The organism is Pseudobdellovibrio sp. HCB154 (genome assembly GCF_046267985.1).
Classification (GTDB): domain Bacteria; phylum Bdellovibrionota; class Bdellovibrionia; order Bdellovibrionales; family Bdellovibrionaceae; genus Pseudobdellovibrio.
In genome coordinates this window covers 1,730,712-1,752,659 of record NZ_CP176530.1, presented here as the reverse complement: position 1 = coordinate 1,752,659, position 21,948 = coordinate 1,730,712, and the positions used below count along the sequence as shown (strand labels likewise).

The 21,948-nt window shown below is 38.6% G+C and carries 20 protein-coding genes; 11 read left to right on the top strand and 9 right to left on the bottom strand.

From position 1 onward, the window contains the following. The first annotated feature begins 6 nt into the window (after window positions 1-6). The 3 genes from ACKWCF_RS08540 to ACKWCF_RS08530 all read left to right on the top strand — a co-directional run bounded on the left by ACKWCF_RS08540 (window position 7) and on the right by ACKWCF_RS08530 (window position 4,995). Complete coding sequence (locus ACKWCF_RS08540) at window positions 7-999, top strand: TIGR01212 family radical SAM protein (RefSeq protein WP_409477155.1); 993 nt, start codon at window positions 7-9, stop codon at window positions 997-999. Between the two features lie 506 nt (window positions 1,000-1,505). Then, entirely contained in the window at window positions 1,506-3,944 is a 2,439-nt protein-coding gene (locus ACKWCF_RS08535; RefSeq protein ID WP_409477154.1) for a ribonucleoside-diphosphate reductase subunit alpha, read from the top strand. 52 nt (window positions 3,945-3,996) lie between these two features. After that, the gene (locus tag ACKWCF_RS08530; RefSeq protein WP_409477153.1) at window positions 3,997-4,995 is read left to right on the top strand and encodes a ribonucleotide-diphosphate reductase subunit beta; all 999 of its coding nucleotides are present in this window, start codon (window positions 3,997-3,999) and stop codon (window positions 4,993-4,995) included. Window positions 4,996-5,165: 170 nt separating this feature from the next. Here the strand turns inward: ACKWCF_RS08530 and ACKWCF_RS08525 are convergent, their stop codons facing one another. The 6 genes from ACKWCF_RS08525 to ACKWCF_RS08500 form a co-directional block, all read right to left on the bottom strand. Further along, complete coding sequence (locus ACKWCF_RS08525; protein WP_409477152.1) at window positions 5,166-6,674, bottom strand: hypothetical protein; 1,509 nt, start codon at window positions 6,672-6,674, stop codon at window positions 5,166-5,168. A 42-nt stretch (window positions 6,675-6,716) separates the two neighbouring features. After that, entirely contained in the window at window positions 6,717-7,664 is a 948-nt protein-coding gene (locus ACKWCF_RS08520) for an HTTM domain-containing protein (RefSeq protein ID WP_409477151.1), read from the bottom strand. After that, a complete protein-coding gene (locus ACKWCF_RS08515) occupies window positions 7,636-8,103 on the bottom strand; it encodes a hypothetical protein (protein ID WP_409477150.1) in 468 nt (155 codons plus the stop codon). Before ACKWCF_RS08515 ends, ACKWCF_RS08520 begins: the two co-directional genes overlap by 29 nt. Window positions 8,104-8,156: 53 nt before the next feature. Beyond that, window positions 8,157-9,566, bottom strand: coding sequence for an SMC-Scp complex subunit ScpB (gene scpB, locus ACKWCF_RS08510; protein WP_409477149.1), 1,410 nt, complete (start codon window positions 9,564-9,566; stop codon window positions 8,157-8,159). 2 nt (window positions 9,567-9,568) lie between these two features. After that, window positions 9,569-11,038: a segregation/condensation protein A gene (locus ACKWCF_RS08505; RefSeq protein WP_409477148.1), complete on the bottom strand. Its 1,470-nt coding sequence runs from the start codon at window positions 11,036-11,038 to the stop codon at window positions 9,569-9,571. 176 nt (window positions 11,039-11,214) lie between these two features. After that, entirely contained in the window at window positions 11,215-11,883 is a 669-nt protein-coding gene (locus tag ACKWCF_RS08500) for a site-2 protease family protein (protein WP_409477147.1), read from the bottom strand. A gap of 125 nt (window positions 11,884-12,008) precedes the next feature. Here ACKWCF_RS08500 and ACKWCF_RS08495 point away from each other — a divergent pair, with 125 nt between their 5' ends. The 4 genes from ACKWCF_RS08495 to ACKWCF_RS08480 all read left to right on the top strand — a co-directional run bounded on the left by ACKWCF_RS08495 (window position 12,009) and on the right by ACKWCF_RS08480 (window position 15,184). After that, on the top strand, window positions 12,009-13,172 hold the full coding sequence (locus ACKWCF_RS08495) for an acyl-CoA dehydrogenase (protein ID WP_409477146.1): 1,164 nt from the start codon (window positions 12,009-12,011) through the stop codon (window positions 13,170-13,172). 3 nt (window positions 13,173-13,175) lie between these two features. After that, the gene (locus ACKWCF_RS08490) at window positions 13,176-13,934 is read left to right on the top strand and encodes an SDR family NAD(P)-dependent oxidoreductase (protein ID WP_409477145.1); all 759 of its coding nucleotides are present in this window, start codon (window positions 13,176-13,178) and stop codon (window positions 13,932-13,934) included. Beyond that, complete coding sequence (locus ACKWCF_RS08485; protein WP_409477144.1) at window positions 13,927-14,679, top strand: pseudouridine synthase; 753 nt, start codon at window positions 13,927-13,929, stop codon at window positions 14,677-14,679. Before ACKWCF_RS08490 ends, ACKWCF_RS08485 begins: the two co-directional genes overlap by 8 nt. 97 nt (window positions 14,680-14,776) lie before the next feature. Further along, a complete protein-coding gene (locus tag ACKWCF_RS08480; protein WP_409477143.1) occupies window positions 14,777-15,184 on the top strand; it encodes a hypothetical protein in 408 nt (135 codons plus the stop codon). A gap of 46 nt (window positions 15,185-15,230) precedes the next feature. Here the strand turns inward: ACKWCF_RS08480 and ACKWCF_RS08475 are convergent, their stop codons facing one another. Beyond that, window positions 15,231-16,019, bottom strand: a complete 789-nt coding sequence (locus tag ACKWCF_RS08475) for a DUF455 family protein (RefSeq protein WP_409477142.1) — start codon at window positions 16,017-16,019, stop codon at window positions 15,231-15,233. A 123-nt stretch (window positions 16,020-16,142) separates the two neighbouring features. Between ACKWCF_RS08475 and ACKWCF_RS08470 the strand changes: the two genes are divergently transcribed. Beyond that, window positions 16,143-16,844 (top strand): YebC/PmpR family DNA-binding transcriptional regulator, encoded by a 702-nt coding sequence (locus ACKWCF_RS08470; protein WP_409477141.1) that lies wholly within the window; start codon window positions 16,143-16,145, stop codon window positions 16,842-16,844. A gap of 3 nt (window positions 16,845-16,847) precedes the next feature. After that, window positions 16,848-17,633: a hypothetical protein gene (locus ACKWCF_RS08465; protein WP_409477140.1), complete on the top strand. Its 786-nt coding sequence runs from the start codon at window positions 16,848-16,850 to the stop codon at window positions 17,631-17,633. Window positions 17,634-17,640: 7 nt separating this feature from the next. Here ACKWCF_RS08465 and ACKWCF_RS08460 read toward each other — a convergent pair whose 3' ends face one another. Both ACKWCF_RS08460 and ACKWCF_RS08455 read right to left on the bottom strand, forming a co-directional pair. After that, window positions 17,641-19,029, bottom strand: coding sequence for a sensor histidine kinase (locus ACKWCF_RS08460; RefSeq protein WP_409477139.1), 1,389 nt, complete (start codon window positions 19,027-19,029; stop codon window positions 17,641-17,643). Next, the gene (locus ACKWCF_RS08455) at window positions 19,026-19,409 is read right to left on the bottom strand and encodes a response regulator (protein ID WP_409477138.1); all 384 of its coding nucleotides are present in this window, start codon (window positions 19,407-19,409) and stop codon (window positions 19,026-19,028) included. The genes ACKWCF_RS08460 and ACKWCF_RS08455 overlap by 4 nt, the downstream gene beginning before the upstream one ends. 196 nt (window positions 19,410-19,605) lie before the next feature. Between ACKWCF_RS08455 and ACKWCF_RS08450 the strand changes: the two genes are divergently transcribed. Both ACKWCF_RS08450 and ACKWCF_RS08445 read left to right on the top strand, forming a co-directional pair. After that, window positions 19,606-21,051, top strand: coding sequence for a substrate-binding periplasmic protein (locus ACKWCF_RS08450; protein ID WP_409477137.1), 1,446 nt, complete (start codon window positions 19,606-19,608; stop codon window positions 21,049-21,051). Window positions 21,052-21,086: 35 nt separating this feature from the next. After that, window positions 21,087-21,908 carry an outer membrane protein OmpK gene (locus tag ACKWCF_RS08445; RefSeq protein ID WP_409477136.1) on the top strand — a complete coding sequence of 274 codons (822 nt, stop codon included), beginning with the start codon at window positions 21,087-21,089 and terminating at the stop codon, window positions 21,906-21,908. The last annotated feature ends 40 nt before the right edge of the window (window positions 21,909-21,948 follow it).

Sequence of the window (21,948 nt, the reverse complement as noted above, 5' to 3'; positions counted from 1 at the left end):
TCCCCTATGGAAAAAGGCTGGCGGGGCTTACCCTATCACAGTATTGCAGAACACTACAAAAGAATCTTCGGTGAGAAGGTTTACAAGATTCCTGTAACTGTCGTAGATGATTGCCCGAATCGTATGGGCTTAAAAGGCATGAAAACCTGCAGCTTTTGCGATGTCTGGGGATCTGCTGCGCGTGAAGAGTCTTTTCAAATGGGCTTACGCGAACAGATTGAAAAATACCAAGTACAAATCGGCGAAGAGTATAATTCTAAAAAATTCTTAGTTTATTTCCAAGCTTATACAAATACCTTCACAAAAGTTTCAGCTTTACGTGAAAATTTCGATACAGCTTTATCGTACCCGTTTGTTAAAGGTTTTGTTGTCGGCACCCGTCCTGATTGTTTGTCTCCGGCAGTATTAAACCTTTGGCAAGAATACTATCAAAAATCATTCGTAGCTGTAGAACTTGGAGTTCAAAGCTTTTTTGACCATCATTTAGAATTTATGCAGCGAGGCCATACGGGAGCTGATTCACTTAAAGCCATTGATAAAATCGCTAATTCTACAGCGGTGGATTTAGGAATTCATCTCATCATCGGTTCTCCGAATGAAACTGAAAAAGAAATTAAACAGCAAGCTTTAATCTGTAATGATTTACCTATCACGAATGTGAAGCTTCACAACCTGCATGTTTTAACCAATACTGAGCTTGCTAAGTGGTATGCTGAAGGTAAATTCACACCCATTGAACGTGAACAGTACACTGAGCGCGTGAAGTTGTTTATGTCGTACCTTCACCCACGCATTGCCGTTCATAGATTGGCAGCCTTTGCGTCTCGCTGGGATGAATTGATCGCGCCAAAGTGGACTTCTGACAAAATGGGAACCCACCAGTACATTATTGATCGTTTTCGTGAATCGAAAACCTATCAAGGCTGCCTCTTGAACAATCAAAACGAAAATGACAACGTTTTATTTGAAAATATGCGACTACGAGTTGAGCGAATTTAGATCATTTCAGAATCTTAAATTTTATCGTTACACAAACTCCAAAAAAAAGACGAAAATTTACTATTGACACCATTTCTCGAGAGAGAAAACCGTTGAAGTTTAGTTTTATACAGCTTCACTTTTCGCATAGCGTATGCCCAAAAGTCCAGCAAGACCAAAGAAAAATAATTAATTTTTTGAAGAATTTTAATTGCAATCGATTCAAATTTATTTGAACCTTATTTCAAGAACAAAACACAGCTTATAGGACATGAGCTGGTATTCGCACCACTAGATATAGTGATCGACAGTAAGTCGAGACTAGCCATCTGGGTCGTTAAGGTCTGTCGAAGACAGATCAAAACAATTGGCTCGCGAAGTTGATCAGGACGGTCAACTAAAATTTTCTTGAAACATTAGAACTAGACTAATTTAATCGTTGTTTTTCCGAGGGGGAAAAACAAAGGGTGCTTTTTACTGTCTTTCGGATGGGGATCTGAAGGATAAAAAAATCGAGGGGTATTGTCATGACGACAACTAATACAATGACTGCAGGAACATCTAACAACAGCTCATCACACATGATGAGAGTAAAAAAACGTGACGGCACTTTAGAGCCAGTTGACGTTACAAAGATCGTTGAGCGCGTAAACCGTAATGCTCAAGGCTTACAACAAATCGATCCATTACGTGTAGCTACAAAAGCGATTTCTGGCTTATACGATGGCGCTACAACTAAAGAATTAGATAACTTATGTATTCAAACGGCTTCATTATTAATTGGTGAAGATCCAGAATACTCTCGCCTAGCAGCTCGTTTATTATCTACATATATTGATGAAGAAGTTAAATCGCAAAAAATCGGCTCTTTCGCTGATTCAGTAGCGTTTGGCTTTAACAACGGTTTATTATCTGAAGATACATACAAATTCGTAATGGCTCACAAAGCTGAATTATGTGCGGCAATTGAACACTACAAAACTGACCGTTTTGAGTACTTCGGATTACGTACAGTTTACGACCGTTACTTATTAAAAAACCCAACTTCACGCCAAGTTTTCGAAACTCCTCAGTACTTCTTTATGCGTGTAGCTTGTGGTCTTTCAACGAACCCGGTTGAAGCTATTGAATTTTACAAATTAATCTCATCTCACGATTATATGCCGTCAACTCCGACGTTATTTAACTCTGGAACTATGCGCCCTCAAATGAGTTCTTGTTACTTATTAGATTCTCCAGATGATGATTTAAAAGCTATTTACCAAAAATACGCAGACATCGCTATGTTATCTAAATTTGCTGGCGGTATCGGCGTATCTTACTCTCGCGTTCGCTCGCGTGGTTCTTTAATCAAAGGAACAAACGGTCACTCTAACGGTATCATTCCATGGTTAAAAACTATGGATTCATCTGTAGCGGCGGTTAACCAAGGTGGTAAACGTAAAGGGGCTGCGTGTGTGTACTTAGAAACATGGCATGCTGACGTTGAAGAATTCCTTGAGTTACGTGACAACACGGGTGATGACCAAAAACGTACTCACAACTTAAACATGGCTAACTGGGTTCCAGATTTATTCATGAAACGTGTTGAAGCTGATGCTATGTGGTCTTTATTTGACCCGCGCGTAGTTCCTCATTTCGTAGATACTTATGGCCCAGAATTCGAAAAAGCTTACGCTGAAGCTGAAGAGAAAAAATTATTCGTTAAACAATTAAAAGCTCGTGATCTTTACGCTCGTATGATGAAGACATTGGCTCAAACTGGTAACGGTTGGATGACTTTCAAAGACGCTTCAAACATGAAAGCGAACCAAACTGGTAAACCTGAAAATGTGATCCACTTATCAAATCTTTGCACAGAGATTTTAGAAGTGACTTCAAATAAAGAAACAGCCGTTTGTAACTTAGGTTCTGTGAACTTAGGCCGCCACATTGTTAATGGCCAATTTGATTTCGAAAAATTAGCTAAAACTGTTCAAACAGCAGTTAAATACTTAGACCGCGTAGTTGATATCAACTTCTACCCGATCGACACAGCTAAAGATTCAAATCACAAATGGCGTCCAGTTGGTTTAGGTATCATGGGTCTTCAAGATGCTTTCTTCCAATTAAAATACGCTTTTGACTCTGAAGCAGCGCAAAAATTATCAGCTCGTATCCAAGAAGAGATCTACTTCCACGCTTTAACAGCTTCTGCTGAATTAGCTGAGAAGCACGGTGCTCATACAGCGTTTGCTGATACAAAAGCCGCTCAAGGTTTATTACAATTTGACCTTTGGGGTGTTAAACCAACTGACGAAACTCGTTGGAACAACCTTAAAGCAAAAATTAAAAAAACTGGTTTACGTAACTCATTAATGATCGCGATTGCACCAACTGCAACTATCGCATCTATCGTTGGTTGTTACGAAGCGACTGAACCACAAGTTTCTAACTTATTTAAACGTGAAACACTTTCTGGTGAATTCATGCAAGTTAACCGTTACTTAGTAGCTGATTTAAAACAACGTGGTCTTTGGAATGAAGAATTACGTAACGAAATCAAATTAAGTGAAGGTTCGATCCAAGGCCTAGCTTCAATTCCTGCTGACGTTCAAGAACTTTACCGCACAGTTTGGGAAGTTCCGATGAAAGCATTAATCGACATGGGTGCTGATCGTGGTGCGTTTATCGATCAATCACAATCATTGAACTTATTCTCTGAATCTCCAACGATCGGAAAATTATCTTCAATGTACATGTACGCTTGGAAACGCGGAATCAAAACAACTTATTACTTACGCTCTCGTCCTGCGACTTCAATCGCTAAAACGACTGTAACAAAATCTTCTGCGGCTAAAACTGAAGCATCTAGCATTCCAGCAATGGATGCAGCATCTGCAGCTCCAGCTAAAAAAGAATACACAGAGTCAGAAGTGATCGCTTGTAGCTTAGAAAACCCAGAAGCATGTGAGGCTTGCCAGTAGTCCTTAAAGGATACTGACAACTCAACGAAATATATAGAGAGAGGAATAGAAAATGATTTTAGATCCAGGTTTTGATTTAAATTTACGTCCGATGAAATACCCGCTTTTCTACGAAATGTACAAAAACGGTATTAAAAACACTTGGACAGTTGAAGAAGTTGATTTTTCAACTGACTTAGTTGATTTACACTCAAAAATGACAGCTTCAGAGAAGCACTTAATCCACAGATTAGTGGCTTTCTTTGCAACAGGCGATTCTATCGTTGGTAACAACTTAGTATTAAACCTTTACAAACACATCAATTCTCCTGAAGCACGTTTATACTTATCACGCCAGCTTTACGAAGAGGCTTTACACGTACAATTCTATCTAACTTTATTAGATAACTACATCCCACATCCGGATGAGCGTGCGAAAGCATTTGCTGCGGTTGAAAACATTCCATCTATCAAAAAGAAAGCTGAATTTGCTTTCAAATGGATTGATTCAATCAATGATTTAGACAAATTAGAAACAACTGAAGACCGCAGAAAATTCGTAATGAACTTAATCTGCTTTGCAACTTGCATTGAAGGTTTATTCTTCTTCGCAGCGTTTGCTTACGTTTACTTCTTACGCTCTAAAGGTTTATTAGCAGGTCTTGCAAGTGGTACTAACTGGGTATTCCGTGACGAGAGCATGCACATGGCTTTCGCGATGGAAGTTATCAATACAGTTCGTAAAGAAGATCCCGGTTTATTCAACGAACAAATGCAAGAGATGGTTGTTCAAATGTTAGAAGACGCTATCGAGTGCGAAATGACTTTTGCCGAAGATCTTTTAACTCACGGTATTGCTGGTTTATCAGTAACTGATATGCGCCAATACTTAGAATACATCGCTGACCAACGTTTAGAGATGTTAAGCATTCCTAAACGTTACAACGCTAAAAACCCGTTCTCTTTCATGGAATTACAAGACATGCAAGAGCTTGCAAACTTCTTCGAGCGCCGTGTATCGGCTTATCAAATGGGAGTTTCGGGGCAAGTTGCGTTTGACGAGACTTTTTAGTTAAGAGACGGGCGGCGTTTTTATCGCCTCTTGTTTTGATCTGCCTCCGGCAGACCTTATTCTAAAGGGAGCGCTTCACGCGCTCCTTAGTGCTAGAATCGATGATTTATTAATAAAAAAGGCTTACTGTTGAAGTAGGCCTTTTTTATTTGTTCAATTTCAATTTTTAATTACTGCACTGGGAATGTGTTGAATCTACAGACATGATTGTAATCATCAGTGCCTGTTGCTTTCGTATCCGGAGACCATTCGCCAACAAACTCACCTGAATCAACCACACTGTTTCCGTTAGTGTCTCTGAAGTGACGAGCCGCAAAGTAATACTGAACATTCGGTTTAAATGATTGCGTAACACCAGCGCCATCAATATATGTGGTCGCTGATGACGAACCCGTAAAGGTAGCTGGATCACGATCACCATGCACAACACATGTTGAAAGTCCGCGACAGTTTGTAAACGAATCAGCACCGACAGAAACTAGAAAGCCAGAATTTGGATTCGTGACCATCCATGTTGGAGATGTGTCTGATACACGCCATTCTATGCTATAGCCACGCGTATTGAAGCCCGCTAATTCAAGCGTGCATGAATTTGGAGTACCAACTCCTCCGTTGTTCAGAGTGCGCTTAGCTACATAAGCTGGCGATAACGGACAAGAAACATTACCAGACATCGGACTAAGTTCATTGTTACCTGCACCGAATTGAGCTTCATAATCTGTGATCGTAGGCGTAACCGTATTCTTAAATGAAGTGTCTGTAGTTTGCATACGGTATGTGTAAGTTATACCTGGCATAAGACCAATCAATGGATCAAGAGGCTCTCCGAAGTGATAAAATTTTTCAACCGTAGTTCCATCACCTAATGGTGGAAACGTTGGTGCTTTATCAACATACACAGGACCTGACACCACATTTGTAAAAGAACCAGAAACAGCCCACGTTGGCCCCGTCCATGTTGTGTAAAGCGAATATTTAGTATCGCTAAACTTTGAAGGGTTAAAATTAATCTCACAACGATCGCTATCTTTATTGGGCGTCACTGAAAATGTTGGCGTTGCTAAAGCACGATTGACATACATACTCGTAGCCCCAGAATCAGCTGTTACACCGTCTGTTGTACGTAGCTTCATTTTTACTAAATAACGAACTTTTGGATTTGTATCATCTGACTGGTCAGTCGTCACAGTGTCACGGCGAACGATACGGCCCATACGTAATTGAAAACTAAAGCGGCCGTTAAAACATTGCGGAAACTGCGATGTCGTACCGCCAGAGTCTGCTAAACCAATACCTTGAGAAATCAATAAACATGTTGTGCCACCACGAAGTGATGTCGTTGTAATGTCTTCTTGGCAATTAACTCCGATAGAGTTATCGATAATAGGCGCTACTGCATCGTTTTCGCCTTCGTAAACTTGCACAAGAATGCGGTTAGCTTTACGGCCTAAATCTTTACAAGCTCCTGTGATTTCAACTAAATCAGAACCTTCTGTAGAAGCAAAAATCTCACCGTCATCTGGAAGGATTGCTAAATCACCAGAAATTACACCTGGTGTACTTGTTGAACAGTTTTCAGTGCAGGGTGTATTTTCAGACAGAAGTGATTTGGCATTCATAGCGCCAGTACAACCGTGCAAAACAAACATAGAAATTAAAGCCGATAAACGAAGAAGCATACCCTTTATTTATCGGTAATTTTTTGAAAATTCTTAAGGGTTCTACAGGCTTATAAGCTTTTGTAAGCGCACTGGAAGAGCTTTTTCCATAAACTGTCTCAGATTGGCGCGATAACTGAATAAAACGTAAGTCGAGACCATCACAAGTGAGAACGACATAAGTCCTAAGAGCACGCCGATCATCAAGTGAAAAAGAACTCCCAAACACAGCCACAGAAAACGAGTACGTTTGATTGAAACCATCACCCAGAAATAAACTTCAAAAATAATTGTTACGAAAGTTCCAATCGCAAAAAAAGTAGGAAAGTTTTTTAAAAACAATAAATCAAACGAAGTAAATTGTGGATTTACTAAAACCGTCCAAAGAGCGGTTCCGTCCCACCAAGTTTGACCTTTTAATTTTTCAAAACCTGTATAGGCATAAATTGTAAAAAGTTGTAATTGCAAAAGTCTAAAAAAGACTGTGCTTAACTGGTCTGCCCAAGAGTTTGGGTTATACACGACTTTCTTTTTGCGAAAAAAACCACGCAAAGAAAAATATTCGTTACAACGGGTAAAACTTAAGAAAAATAAGAATAACGTACCGATGACATCAGCACCAAAAAGTACTGAAAAATTTCTTTGAATAAACCCTTGAGCTATCACCCATGTCAAAATCATCAATACCCGATTAGACAAACCCACTGTGGCTAAGCCTAACAGGCCGATATAAATCCAGTGCACTGTCGAAGCTAAAGTGTCTGGCCAGAAAAATAATTTTAAATAAGGTTTATAAAATTCACTAAAAACATCAAACGCTTGAGAGGCAGGAATTAAAGAATTGGGGCCGTACTGGTCAACATTCAACTGACGCCAGCAAGCGATGTAAAACATCACCCCGCAAAGTAAAAAACGAAACACACCAAGACGTTCAAAATGACCTTCGCCAAAAAGAAAATCGTTAACCAATTTTTGAAAGTTTCTAATTTGGTTTTTGGCAGCTATAAACATTTTGATTTAACTCTTCAGTGGTTAATAGATCGCTATAAGGAGTATCTTTAAGAGTGATAACCTTATCTAAACTTGGAATACGATTTAAAATTAAGGCGAACTGAACTTTAGTAGATCCAGGATTTTGTTTACAAACCCAGGGCACAAAAAACTGTGCCACGCGAATTGGATCAATCACCATAAAGCGCATCATATAATTATGACGACGTACATTCATCGCAAAGTTAGATCCATCTTTTTGTTCAGGGTAGAAATACTCTTTAGGGTCTTTGGTCGGATTTCCGTAATCATCTTCAAAATGCACGATGTAATGAACATACATAATGTGCGCTGGATCTGGAGAAAAGAAATTCCAGGTCGTATTTACTCCCGTAGTATTGGCTACGGGAAAATAATACTGGCCTAAATAGCGGCCTAAGAACGAGGAGCCGTTTCCCATGACAATCATCATAGAAACAAAATACAGAAAGACTCCGGTTAAAATTATACGGCTTATACTAATTCTCCGTCGATCGAACCTTCTCCGTCATCATCAGCCTCTTCGAACATTGGAAGCTCATCTGACATTTCATCATCTTCAGAATCATCGCTGTCTTCAGAAGCAAGCATTGCTCCTTCACCCGCTTCGATTTGGTCGATGTTTTGTTCAGTAGCTTGCAGTTCTTCAGTGTTCTGCGCGTCTTCTACGAAGTCAGCCGGCACATTGGCACCTTGTTCAGCTAAGGCTAAAGCTTCTTCGTATTTTTTTAGCCAGTTAATATCACGACGAGGAACATCTTCACCCATCACCATAGCGTCGCGAATATCTTGAGCTTTTTCAGCATCGCGTTTTTGCTTTTGGCGGATTTTTTCTTGTTCAAAGAAATCAGAAGAAGTTGTAATTGTTTCTAAGTCAGCTTCGATTAAACCTAATTCTTCTTCACCTTGAGAGTAAGAAACTTCTTTAACTTCAGTCGACATTGAATCTGTCACCATTGATAAAGTTGGTTTTTCTTCTTCCTCTTCACCGATACCTTCAGGCAATAATTCATCGATTTGAGAAAGTGTTGGAAGTTCTTTTAAGTTACGAAGACCGAAGATCTCTAAGAACCTTCTTGTTGTTCCGTATTGCATTGGACGACCCGGTAAGTTTTCAGCTTTACCCTCGAAATTACATAGACCTTTTTCCATTAAAGCGCGTAATAAGTGACCTGATTCAACGCCACGGATTTGATCGATTTCATTTTTAACAACTGGTTGTTTGTAAGCCACGATCGCTAGAGTTTCTAAAGCTGGGCCTGATAATTTAAACGAACGAGCTTTGATCGTACGTCTGATGAAATTCATATTATCAATTTTAGTACGTAATTGGTAACCGGCTGTGATCTCTTCTAAAGTGACTCCGCGAGCACCACTTGCGTATTCGACAGCTAAATTATCTAAGATGCGTTTGATTTTATCTTTACGTACATTTGTACCTTTAAATACTTCTCTGATAGAAGCTAAAGAAACCGGACGGTCAGAGGCAAATAAAATACTTTCAACGATACTTTGCGCTTGTTCATCTTCAACGAATTCAACTTCGTCAATTTGTGCTGATTCAAAGCCATCAAGCTCTGAACCTTCTAAATCAACATCAGAACCTTCAGCCATCATTTCATCAGCTTCGTTTTCTTCATCTTCAGAAGCTTCGGGTAAAAAACCTTCAGATTCAGCTTCTTCAGATTGGAATAAATTTGCAGAAATTTCAATGTCTCCACCTAAATCAGCAGACAGGTCTTCAGCTAAAGTTTCAGCTTCATTTGAAGCTGCTTCAAGAGCAGTGGCTTCTTGATTGGCTGTTTCTTCGTTTTGAATTTCTAAGTTTTGTTGTTCTTCTTGTTGAAGTTCAATTTTTTTAGATTTTTTAGACTTTTTAGCCATGATTACACTTGTCCTTCTGGTTCACGATTAAATTCAGAAAATTTTTCTACAACTTCTTGTTGTTGCGCTTCTGTGATGGGTTCTTGAGGTTCTTCATTAAATGATTCAAAAGCTTGAATAGCGTTAGCCACCAGACTTTCTACCACAGAAGATTCTGGTTGTTCTGAAATCACAACCGACTCTTCTGTTAATTGTTCTTCAGCTTGCATTACAACTTCAGAAATTTGCTCTTCTGTTGTTGTATTTTGCTCATCTTCGACAAATGAAATTTCTTGTTCTTCAACAAACTGAACAGACTCTTCGATTTGTGGTTCAAATGATAATTCATGAGTTGCGATTTCAGCTTGCGGAGCTTCGGTCTCATTTTGTGAAATTTCGATAACTTCTTCGTTCACTGTTGAAGCTTCGTCTGCAGCAAAATTAACAGCATTTAAGTCTAATGCGATTTCTGCTGAATCAATTTCCATTTCAGCGGCTAAAATCTCATCATCTGAAGCCATATCTTCAGATAAAGATAAGTTTTCGCCTTCAGTTAAGCTTGCTGCAAAAGTTTGCTCAAACGATAGCTGTTCAGTTTGTGCATTGACGTCACCATCTTGTAAGACAAAATTCGACGGCTCTTGATCAATATTTTCAAGCTCTTCTTCCGTGATAACATTTGTTTTTTGGAATAAGTTATCAGCCACCTGGTCAGCGTTGATATTACCATACTCTTCAACTTTAGATAAAACATCACCCTCGATAGATTTCTTAGGATTTACGTAAATATCGCCGTAGTTTTCTGTTTGATAAACAGAAACGTAGCCGATTTTACCAAGCTCTAACAAAGATAAGAATGTGATTAATTTATTACGCGAACGTTCTTTTAAATCTTCGATTGAGTGATTTAAAAGTTCGAACATCGTGATCTGACGACCAGGAATTAACATATCTTTCATTTCTAAGATACGGCTTCCGATCGATTGAAGCTTAACTGTTACTTTATGAATACGTTTAAGCGAAGCTTTAACCATTTTACGGTACGAACCAATAAGCGAGAATAAAGCGTTATCTTCTAATTCAATCTCGTCTTCTTTTTCATCCATTTTTTCACGGAAACCACGAGGCCACTGGTCGCGGTTTAATAATGGACGTTCATAAAGTGCTTTTGCAGCTTCTTTGAATTTTTCGTACTCTAATAATTTTTGAACCAATTCTTTACGTGGATCCTCAGCACCCTCAACGATTTCACCGTTTTCGTCATACTGAGGTAAAAGCATACGCGATTTGATTTGAATTAACGTTGAAGCCATAGCGATAAAATCGCCGGCAACTTCGATATCAAATTCTTTCATTAATTTAATGAATTCAAGATATTGCTTCGTAATTTCAGTGACATTGATATTAAAGATATCCATCTCGTCTTTACGGATGAGATATAATAATAAATCTAAGGGTCCTTCAAACTGTTGAAGCTGAACGCGTATACTCATGCTGCATTAAACCTTATTAGGTAAGTTCGTCTTCGACGAAACAATTTAATTAAAACTTATTTTTCTCGCATCCTACGAGGTATTACGCATCCAGCACTGATAATTGAAGCAAGCGTTTTTGGGTTATTCAACAACTTTCTTATGAATTGCCCAAAGATTAACAGATAAAAAACTGATTAGAAAATGGACATTACTGACGTCACAATCAGGCGATACAAGAAATCCATTGGAATATAAAGAATCTTCATCAACACGCCTGAAAATAAAAGACCTAATAAAATAATGCCTGAGATTTGCTCGTGCTGCTCAAGTTTGTAGTTAAGTGAGGCAGGCAAAAAACGAGCTAAAACTTTTCCACCATCCAAAGGATGCAGCGGTACCATATTAAAAACAGCTAATAAAATATTGGTGCCGATAAATGTCGTCGCAAACATCTGAACACCTTGCGAATAATCAGCAAATAGTTGGAATTTTAAAATCAAAGCCCAAATAAATGTTGTTACTACTGCCAAAAAAATGTTCGAAAGTGGCCCGGCCAGCGCGATCCAGAACATGTCAGTGCGCACATTTTTTAAATTTCTCGATTCAACGGGAACTGGTTTTGCCCAACCAAAAATAATCGGCGAAGCCATTCCACTTGTCATAAGAATCGAGACGATCGGAAAAACAAATGTTCCCATTAGATCAGCGTGAGCCATTGGATTCATCGTTAAACGCCCCATACGTTCAGCCGTGTTATCACCACGCCATTTAGCCACTAATCCGTGAGCAAATTCGTGAAAACAAAGAGCAAATAATAAAGGACCAAAGAAAATAACCAATTTTTGAACAATAGTAGAATCCATTTCTTTATCGTCTTCTTTACGGAAACAAAAAACACCATCTGACACCAAGTGTTACTTGCCTAGATCGATATTAGACAATAAGTTAATGAGCGAAATTTAAATTACCTTATCTCAAGGAGTACACGATGATTGAAAATGCACGTCCCGCTTTAACTATGTGGTCAGAAGATGAAGTGGCTTTCCGCGAAGCTGTTAGATCTTTTGCTGAATCTGAAATTAAACCACATGTCACTCACATGGACGAACAAGCTCAAATGAAACCAGAAATCGTTTCTAAACTTTTTGAAATGGGTTTAATGGGTATCGAGTCTCCTGAGCAATTCGGTGGCGCAGGATCATCAATCACTATGGCTTGTATCGCGATCGAAGAATTAGGCCGCGTTGATGGTTCTGTATCAGTTCTTTGCGACGTACAAAACACATTAGTAACAAATGCGATTATCCGTTACGGTTCACCGGGCTTAAAAGAAAAATACTTACCTAAACTAGCTCGTGAATGGGTTGGCGCTTACTGCTTATCTGAATCATCATCAGGTTCCGATGCGTTTGCATTAAAATGCCGTGCCGAGAAAAAAGATGGTAAATGGGTTTTAAACGGTCATAAACTTTGGATCACTAACGGTAAAGAAGCTTCTTTCTTTATCGTGTTTGCTAACATGGACCCATCAAAAGGCTACAAAGGCATTACAGCTTTCATCGTTGAAAAAGGTTTCAAAGGTTTCACTGTTGGTAAAAAAGAAGACAAGCTTGGTATCCGCGCCTCTTCAACTTGCGAATTAGTTTTCGAAAACTGCGAAGTTCCTGAAGAAAACGTATTAGGTGAAGTTGGCAAAGGGTATAAAATCGCCATCGAAACTTTAAATGAAGGCCGTATCGGTATCGGCGCTCAAATGGTTGGTATCGCTCAAGGCGCTTACGAAGCAACTCTTAACTACATCAAAGGTCGTGAGCAATTCGGTAAAGCGATTGGCCAATTCCAAGGTGTTCAATTTCAATTAGCGCAAATGCGTATTGAATTAGAAGCTTCTCGTTTAATGGTTTACAATGCCGCTCGTTTAAAAGACGCTGGTCAAGATTTTATCGAATCAGCAGCTATGGCAAAATACTACTCTTCTAAAGTAGCTGAGAAAGTTACTTCAATGGCTATCGATTTGTTCGGTGGTAACGGCTTTACTAAAGAATACCCTGTAGAAAAATTCTGGCGCGATGCTAAAATCGGTCAAATCTACGAAGGTACTTCAAATATGCAATTACAAACGATTGCAAAAATTGAAATGGATAAAGCCTAAATTATGAAAGAAGCTGTAGTTATCACTGGCGCAAGTAGCGGAATCGGCGAAGCTACAGCTTATAAGTTTGCGAGCGAAGGTTTTGATTTACTTTTAATCGGAAGATCTTCTGAAAAATTAGATAAAGTTAAAGCCCAAGCACAATCAAGAAATATCAATATTAAAATTGAAACGCTAGCGATGGATCTAAAAGAATTCGACGCTACAAAACTTCAAGAAAAACTTTCTAAACTCTCAAAACCAATAATTTTAGTAAATAATGCAGGAGTTTATACAAAAAATAAACCCGACGATTCATCTATGATTGTTTGGCAAGATATGTTCGACGTAAATCTTTTTGGCTCGGTTAAAATCACTCAGGCTTTATGGCCGATTTTTAAAGATAACAAAAAAGGCTCGATAGTTAATGTTGCATCCACTTCTGGTATAAAACCAGTACCAAATACTTCAGCCTATTCGGCATCAAAAGCAGCTATGGTGAACTGGACAATATGCCTAGCCCAAGAAGGCGGAGAATTTAATATCCGTGCAAACGTGATTTGCCCCGGAATTATTGAAACTCCACTTCATGGATTTTATAGCGCGAAAGCCAGTGAAAAAGATAAATTTCATGCTGGCATTACAGATTTGCAATTGCTTAAAAAAATCGGACGCCCTGAATATATCGCTGAAAGCATTTTCTTTTTCGGCTCAGAACAATCAACTTGGACGACAGGTGCCGTTCACAATATCGACGGCGGGATACTAGCAAAAAATGTCTGAACCAATTCGCTTATCTAAATTAATGTCTGAACGTGGTATTTGCTCTCGTCGAGAAGCGGATGATTACATCGCTAAAGGTTATGTTTCGGTTAATGGACAAGTGGTCACTGAGCTTGGAACAAAAGTTACCCCAGATGTAAAAATCACGTTATCCGCAGAAGCTATGAAAAACCAAAAAAGCTTAATAACTATTATGTTAAACAAGCCCATTGGTTACGTGTCAGCACAACCTGAACCTGGATATGAACCAGCAATCAGACTTATTACTGCAGAAAATCAATTTAAAGATCATCCGACTTACAAACAGCGTTTAAAAATGGGTGATTTAAAAAATATCGCGGTGACTGGCCGTTTAGATATCGATTCACAGGGTTTATTGCTTTTTACCCAAGATGGCCGCATCGCTAAGAAAATTATAGGCGAAAATTCATCAATTGAAAAAGAATATATCGTGCGGGTGAAATATTTAGGTTCTGAGGGAAAACTTCCGCAAGCCAAACTTAAATTATTAAATCATGGTCTTGAACTTGATGGTGAAAAATTAAAACCAGCCAAAGTTGAATGGATCAATGAAGATCAGTTACGCTTCGTTTTAACTGAAGGTAAAAAACGCCAAATCAGAAGAATGTGCGAGTTAGTAAACTTAAAAGTTTACGGCTTAAAACGTGTACGCACAGGCAAACTTAAGCTTGGCGACTTGCCTGAAGGCCAATGGCGCTTTGTTACTGACAAAGAAGAGATCTAAGTCCTATTCGCAGTTCTTGGAGCGGTTCCTGCTCAGCTGGACTCGCCAAAATCTGATAAAACAAATCATACTTAATTTCATAAGGAGAAACCACCCTATGAAAAAATTGATTTTATTTACGTTATCTTTTCTGGCTCTCTCAAGCCAAGCTCAGGCTTTTATGAATATTTATATTAGCCAAAGAACAATTTATCCGAATCAAATTTGCCACTTTCAACTTTCTGAAGTTGATTTTCGCTACGCTATCGAATGGAAGTACTCATTAGCCAATGATGTAAATTCTGTTAAGTCACTTCCAGAAAACGCTTTTGCAAAGTGTTCTACAGATAAATGCACCGTTTACGGTAAAGACTTTGAAAAAGGCATTCCGTATTACTTTTCTGCCCGCCAATTTATCGATGCTAACAACAACCGAAAACATGATGACGGTGAATTTGCAAGAGACTGGAGCAGTCCAGCGCCAACTGTTGATGGAACTGACTATAATAACCGCTGTACTTTTTAATATTATTTAATATGTGTGATGGCGACCATGAACGATGGAATCGTCATCACTTTTTAGCTGATGGGTGTTTTTCTAAAAACGACTCACGAAGATCTTGCAGATATTTAATTTCCAAATCGGTAAAGCCTGCTTTTTTACGAAGGTCGATATTAATCGGCTCCATGCGTTTTGGCAGCGACCAACGAAGATCACGCATACGTTTTGGATAATCTGTTTCAGGATCAATTTTACCCTGATTACAAATTTTAACATACCACTCAGAGCCAAACAAAACATGTCCCACTTCTTCGCGGTTAATTCTTTCAACCGCCATTAAAACTGATTTTGAATCTACGCCTTTTAACCGGCGGATCAAAGTGTCTCCGGCATCCAGCCCACTGCCTTCCAGATAACGGTGAACGATAAGAATACGGTCAAGCAATGTGTCTTTTGTACTTGTACAATCCCATAACGCCGTATGAGCCGGCCAATCACCCCATTTAAAACCCAATTTTTCGATTTCAATCAAACACATTTCCAAATGATCAGCTTCCGACTTTGTAACAGCGAACAATTCTTCTTTAAAAGCCTGTGGCGCGTCTTGAAAGTCGCAAAGCGTTCGCAAACCTAGCTCCATCGCTTGCAATTCAATGTTGGCCAAATCATGAAGCATACGGGCCTGGCCTTCATTTGTTGATAGGCCTTTTTTATCAGGATGAAATCTTAATGGCATTACGGGAACATCACGAGCCGGTGTCATACCTTCAGTTGATAATTGAACAGTATTCTCTAAGTTGGTCATATTTCTGACCATTTCGATTTTCTTAAAGATGTTTTTTTCAGCAAATGCCCACATATTGACCCACCGGATATCCATTGAAATAGTCCAAAATTACCTCGCGCGCAAGCTCATCTCTAGACAAACCCCTAGCCCCAGATCTAACATAGTCTCTTAAATTACTTTTTATAGAGGTACGAAATGGGAAAAGGTTGGAAAGCCGCCGGTAAATCAGAAAACGCTCAGAAAAAAGGGCAAATGTTCACTAAAGCTGCGAGAGAGATCGCGGTAGCTGCAAAAGCTGGAGGCCCTAATCCCGACATGAATGCCCGTCTTCGTTTAGCGATCGATATGGCTAAAAAAATCTCTTGTCCGAATGATACGATTGACCGCGCGATCAAAAAAGGTGCTGGTCTCTTAGATGACGGTAAAATTATCGAAGAGTTAACATACGAAGGTTACGCTCCACACGGTGTAGGCGTGATCGTTGAATGCCAAACAGATAACAAACACAGAACAGCTCCTGAGATGCGCGCTGTATTTAAAAAGCACGACGGAAACTTAGGCGAATCTGGATCGGTGGCGTGGATGTTTACTCACTGCGGATTCATTGTAGCTTCAAAAGCTGGATCATTTGATATCGACGAAGAAGCTATTGAATCAGGCGCTGATGATGTTTCTAAAAATGATGATGGCTCATACGAATTCATCACATCAACAGACAACTTAGCTGCTGTAGGCGACACACTTAAAGGCCGTGGCTGGACAATTACTGAATCTTATTTAGGTTACAAATCTAACAACACGACTGAGCTATCAGAGGCTCAACAAAAAGAAGTCCAAGAGTTTCTAGAAGCTGTTGATGATCTAGACGACACTCACAAAGTGTACGCAACTATTTAAGCAGTGAAGTTTATAACTGCCGCCCTTTATTGTTTGATCATAATCTTTAGTATAAACAATGCCTGGGCTGCGGTTTCTGCCAACAAAAAACCATTAATCATAAAAGTTGGCGTAGTTCACTTTCCACCGTATATCGAGGTCGAACCTAACGGCAAGACAGGCGGCATAATCATCGAGCTTTTAGACTTCATGAACACCGCTCAGAGCGATTACAAATTCTCACCTGTTCAAACATCAGCTATGCGAAAAATTCGCGATTTTAAAAATGGCTCATATGATTTGAGCTTTTTTGACAATATCAAATGGGGATGGAGTGAAGCTGATGTGGAAGCTTCGCTGATTTTTATGCGCGGTAAAGAAGTCTACATCGCTAAAAAGAAGCCAGGCCGCACGGAAGACTACTTTACCAATTTTAATGGAAAGTCCATGGTCGGAATGCTTGGTTACCACTATGGTTTTGCCAACTTCAATGCTGACGCTGATTTTTTACGTAAAACCTACAACATGCAAGCATCTACCAGTAACGAGGGAAGCGTTAAAATGATCCTTCACGATCGTGGAGATATAGCCGTCGTGTCAGATGCATTTTTACATTGGTATTTTATAAGCAACCCTGAAGATCGCACCAAGATTTTGATTTCAAACAAAGTTGACCAACACTACATGCTTTCCGTGATCGTAAGAAAAAATATTCGCCCCACGGTGCAAGAGATCAACACTTTGCTCAATAAATTCAAAAAATCTAAGCAGTTTAAATCAATGGAAGATCGCTACGGCATTGCCCCTTAGAGAGACTCTATGAGTTTCGAGGTAGATCGAAATAAAAAGTACTGCCATGCCCCTCTTCGCTGGTTAAGCCTATGGTCCCACCATGCTTTTCAATTATAGTTCGACTGATATATAGACCTAAACCAAGCCCCGGATAAATTGCCGATTCATTTGAGGTAACTCTAAAAAATTTGGTAAATAATTTTGTTTGCAGGTTTTTTGAAATTCCAGGGCCGTAATCTTTAATAGATATCCTTACTACTGTAGGCGTTGCGGTTATCGATATTTCTATCGGACTACCTTCCGGTGAATAATGAATAGCATTATTCAAAAGGTTTCCAAGCACTTGATTAATTTTTTCAGGATCACAATTGAGAATAATTTTAGAATTTGATTTCGTAAAAGAAAAAGTGCGAGATGGCACTTGGTTTTTATAATCGTCCACACTTTCACTCACTAAAGCGACTATATCAGTGTGAACCGGTTTTATTAAAAGAAATCCTCTTTCCATTCTAGAAACATCTAACAAATCTTCCAGAAGAGTTTTAAGACGATTGGTCTGCTTTTTAATTCTCTCTAATTCAGATTTACCAAGAGGTACACCTTTGCTGACGTAAACATTGGCCATATCAACTAACAAGGTAAGCGCTGTAACTGGAGTTTTCAGCTCATGTGCTGCAATATCCAAAAATTGACTTTTAATATTACCTGTCGTCTCCGCGTCTGACTTGGCTTTAACTAATTGAGTCACCATGTCTTCAATAGAGACCGTAAGGCTTTGAAACTCAGTTAAAAAATATCCATCCATTTGTAAATTAGGAGCTTCTCCGCCAGAACGCACAGCCACCGCATAACGTTCAATTTCGGTTATTGGTTTCAGAACGTTACGACTTAAAAGAAAATAAAGAAGCAGAACTAACACCAAATCAAGGGCTAGCGTAAAGAAGACAATTCTAGTAACGGTTTCCATAAATTCTTGCTGAATAAATTTTGGCGTAACATAGACCTGCACGGAACCTATAGTTTCATTTTTAAAAACAATCTTTTTTTCTTCCTTAAAATCTTCGCTTAATATTGGGATTGTATCATTTGTCACGATCTGCCAATTAGAATCTCGAATTCGAATACTCTTTTCTTTATCACCAACATCTACAATGACTGCACTTATGTTACGATCCAACAAAAAACTATCGATAATTCTTTCAACTCCAAAATTGTCAAGATTCCAGCCAGGCAATGCTAACGCAATTGATAATTGACTGGTTTGAATAGAAAGATTTGCTTTCAAATTATTAATTCGGCTGTTTTTAATTTCTGTGTAATTCAGAAAACCAAATACGCCAAGAGCCAGCGTCACTGTAACTACAAGCAAAGTACTTACGTAAAATACAATCGATCTAACAACCGGCAACTTCATACAGATTTTACAGGAAGGTATTTTTGAACCATAGCTTGAAACTCATGAATTTCAAAGGGTTTAGCCAGACAATCATTAGCTTCAACTTCTTTAGCTCTTTGCTTACTATCTGCAGCTGCTGTCATGACAACGATCGGAACAGAATGACCGTACAATTTATAAAAATTTTCAGCAAAGATCCAACCATTCATTACAGGCATCTGCATATCAAGAAATATTAATTGAAACGGACCTTTACTCTTAATCAAATCGAGAGCGACTTGGCCATTTTCTGCTGTCGCGGCAGTGTAACCATCTAACTCAATCATAGTTTTTAAAACAAAAGCGATATCATTATCGTCTTCTATGATTAAAATTTTTTCTGATACTTCTGTTGTCATGGTCATCACCCGAAGCATGACTTTATGTCAGATAACTGCTTTGGATCAATATGTATTGTTTAAAAAAGGTCATCCAAAAACCCAGCACGAACATTCAGGTTAAAATTCTGTAAAATCTCTTAAGGACTGGGGCAATGTGCCCAGCCATTGCGCAACGACCATAGTTAAGTAGAGCAAAATAGTTTATGCTCAGAACATGAAAAGATTTTTAATCTTCTGTATCTTAATCTACGTTCTTATTCCGCACTTAACCTCGCCTGCACACGCTGCTAATATTAAATTTGGAATCGACGCCAGCAATTCTCCACCTCTTTTATACAAGTTTGATGATCCTAATTTCACATTAGCTACTGGTGGGTTTATTTACGAAGTCACCGTGGCCATCGCTGAAGATCTAAATCAGGATTACTCAATTTCACCGTTGCCGGAATCAAGAATGATTCGAGATTTAAGATTGGCCAATATTGATCTGGTTTGTCATATCAGCCCTCTGTGGGATCTCGCATCTCAAGATGAATTTTTATGGAGTGATCCTCTTTATACTTATTCAAATATTTTAGTTGGCAAAAAAGAGATTCAATTTAAAACTCTTGAACAAGTAAGCAACGTCACAATTGGAACCGTTGAAAAATATTTTTATCATGATTTAGAAGAGAAATTTAAGAATAAGATTTTACAAAGAGACGATTCAGCTTCTGTTATGGGAAGTCTTAAAAAACTTCTCGATAATCGCCTTGATTATGTCGTCATGACTGAACTTGAGTTTAATTTATATAAGACAACTTATCCTCAGTTGCAGAAAAGTTCATTTAATTTGGATAAAACGGAAATCCATTGTTCGCTTTCTAAAAAATCTGCTTTATCATTAAAGAAGTTAAATAAAACGATCACTCATCTTAAAAATAAAAAAGAATTTCAAAAAATAAATACGCGCTACTCAAATTCCAAAACGACACCCCGTCCGATTGCTTACGGAATGAATGATTCTAATTCCCCTCCGTTTTTACAAATTGATAATAGTACAGAAACCCCAATTATCCAGGGAGGTCTTTTTTTTGATTTAGGCCTTGAGCTCGGTAAAAAACTTAAGCGACCTATTCATTTTATGTTATCCCCCAGAAAGAGATTGGACTCTGGACTTGCCGATGGCGAAATTGAACTTGTCTGTTACAACGCAGAAGCCTGGGCTGGAAATTATGCGAAAGATTATAATTGGAGTATTCCTATTTTCAAACAATCTAATCTTGTCGTTGGCCTTAAAAACACTATGGAGAATGTTCAAATAAAATCTTTGAAGGATTTGAAAGGAAAAACCCTCGGCACCGCTCTTGGGTTTGTCTACCCGGCACTTATGCCCTATTTTAAAGATGGTAGCATTAAGCGTGAAGACGCCCTTTCAGGATTGACCAATATTACAAAACTTCATTCTGATCGAGTTCAATATATTATCCTGAATAATTTGGAATATAATTACTACAGAAAAAAATATACGAACTTAAAGCAAGCCCCATTTGAAATTGATCCGGTTAACGTAAAATGTGCTTCTTCTAAAAAATCTGATTTAAAAATTTCTGACATCAATACTGCAGTCGTAGAGCTTAAGAAGAACGGTCGACTGCAAAAAGTTTTTTTGCCCCACTAATCAATGAATTTTAAAATTCACAATTGAGGTTACAAATGTTTAAAAAAACTTTATCACTAATCGCTCTTACTCTTTGTCTTATTTACAGCAACAGAAGCTTTTCAGCAGACTATTCTGATAACATTCATAAAAACGATTTTAAATGGTTTCAGTTCAATCTATTACACAGCGTGAACAACAAACTTCCTTTCAATAACCAAAATGACACTTTTTTTGAAATGGAGTTTGGTGGACGCTCTGGAATTCTCGATATTTATGGATTTCTGGATGTGCTAGATATTTTTGATACTACCAAGAGTGATCTTCACAATAAAGATAATCTGTTTTTTAAGTTTGCGCCCAAAATCTCTCTTGATGCAGCTACCGGGCATGATCTATCGATAGGTCCAATTACAGAGTGGTATATCGCAACTCAAACAAACGTAGGAGATAGATCCCTCTTTGAACACTTCATCGGTCTTGGAGCTGATGTGCAAGTGCCATGGTTTGGAAAAGTTAGCCCTAAATTAATGGCCCGCTACGTTCGAGAGAATTTCGGCGCCGCCAATGAAAGAAAGTTTGACGGATATTTATTGTCGATAACCTGGTTTAAACCTTTTTATGTGATCGATGATAAGAGTTTTGTGACTTATCAAGGCTTCTTTGATTATACTTTTGCCGCCGATAAAATTTCAGACGACCTCGACCGCACCAGCAGCTCGCTTGCTTGGTACAACGGTTTATATTGGCATTCAGAACGTTATGCTGCCGGCTATGGACTTAAGATTTATAAAGATATGGGTCTGTTTAAAGATGGTGGTATAGCAGGAGAGACTTCAGGTGTGGGACATTATTTTGTTTTAACTTATAAGTTTTAACTTAAAGATTTTGACGCATCACTTCAGTTTGTGCTTCAGC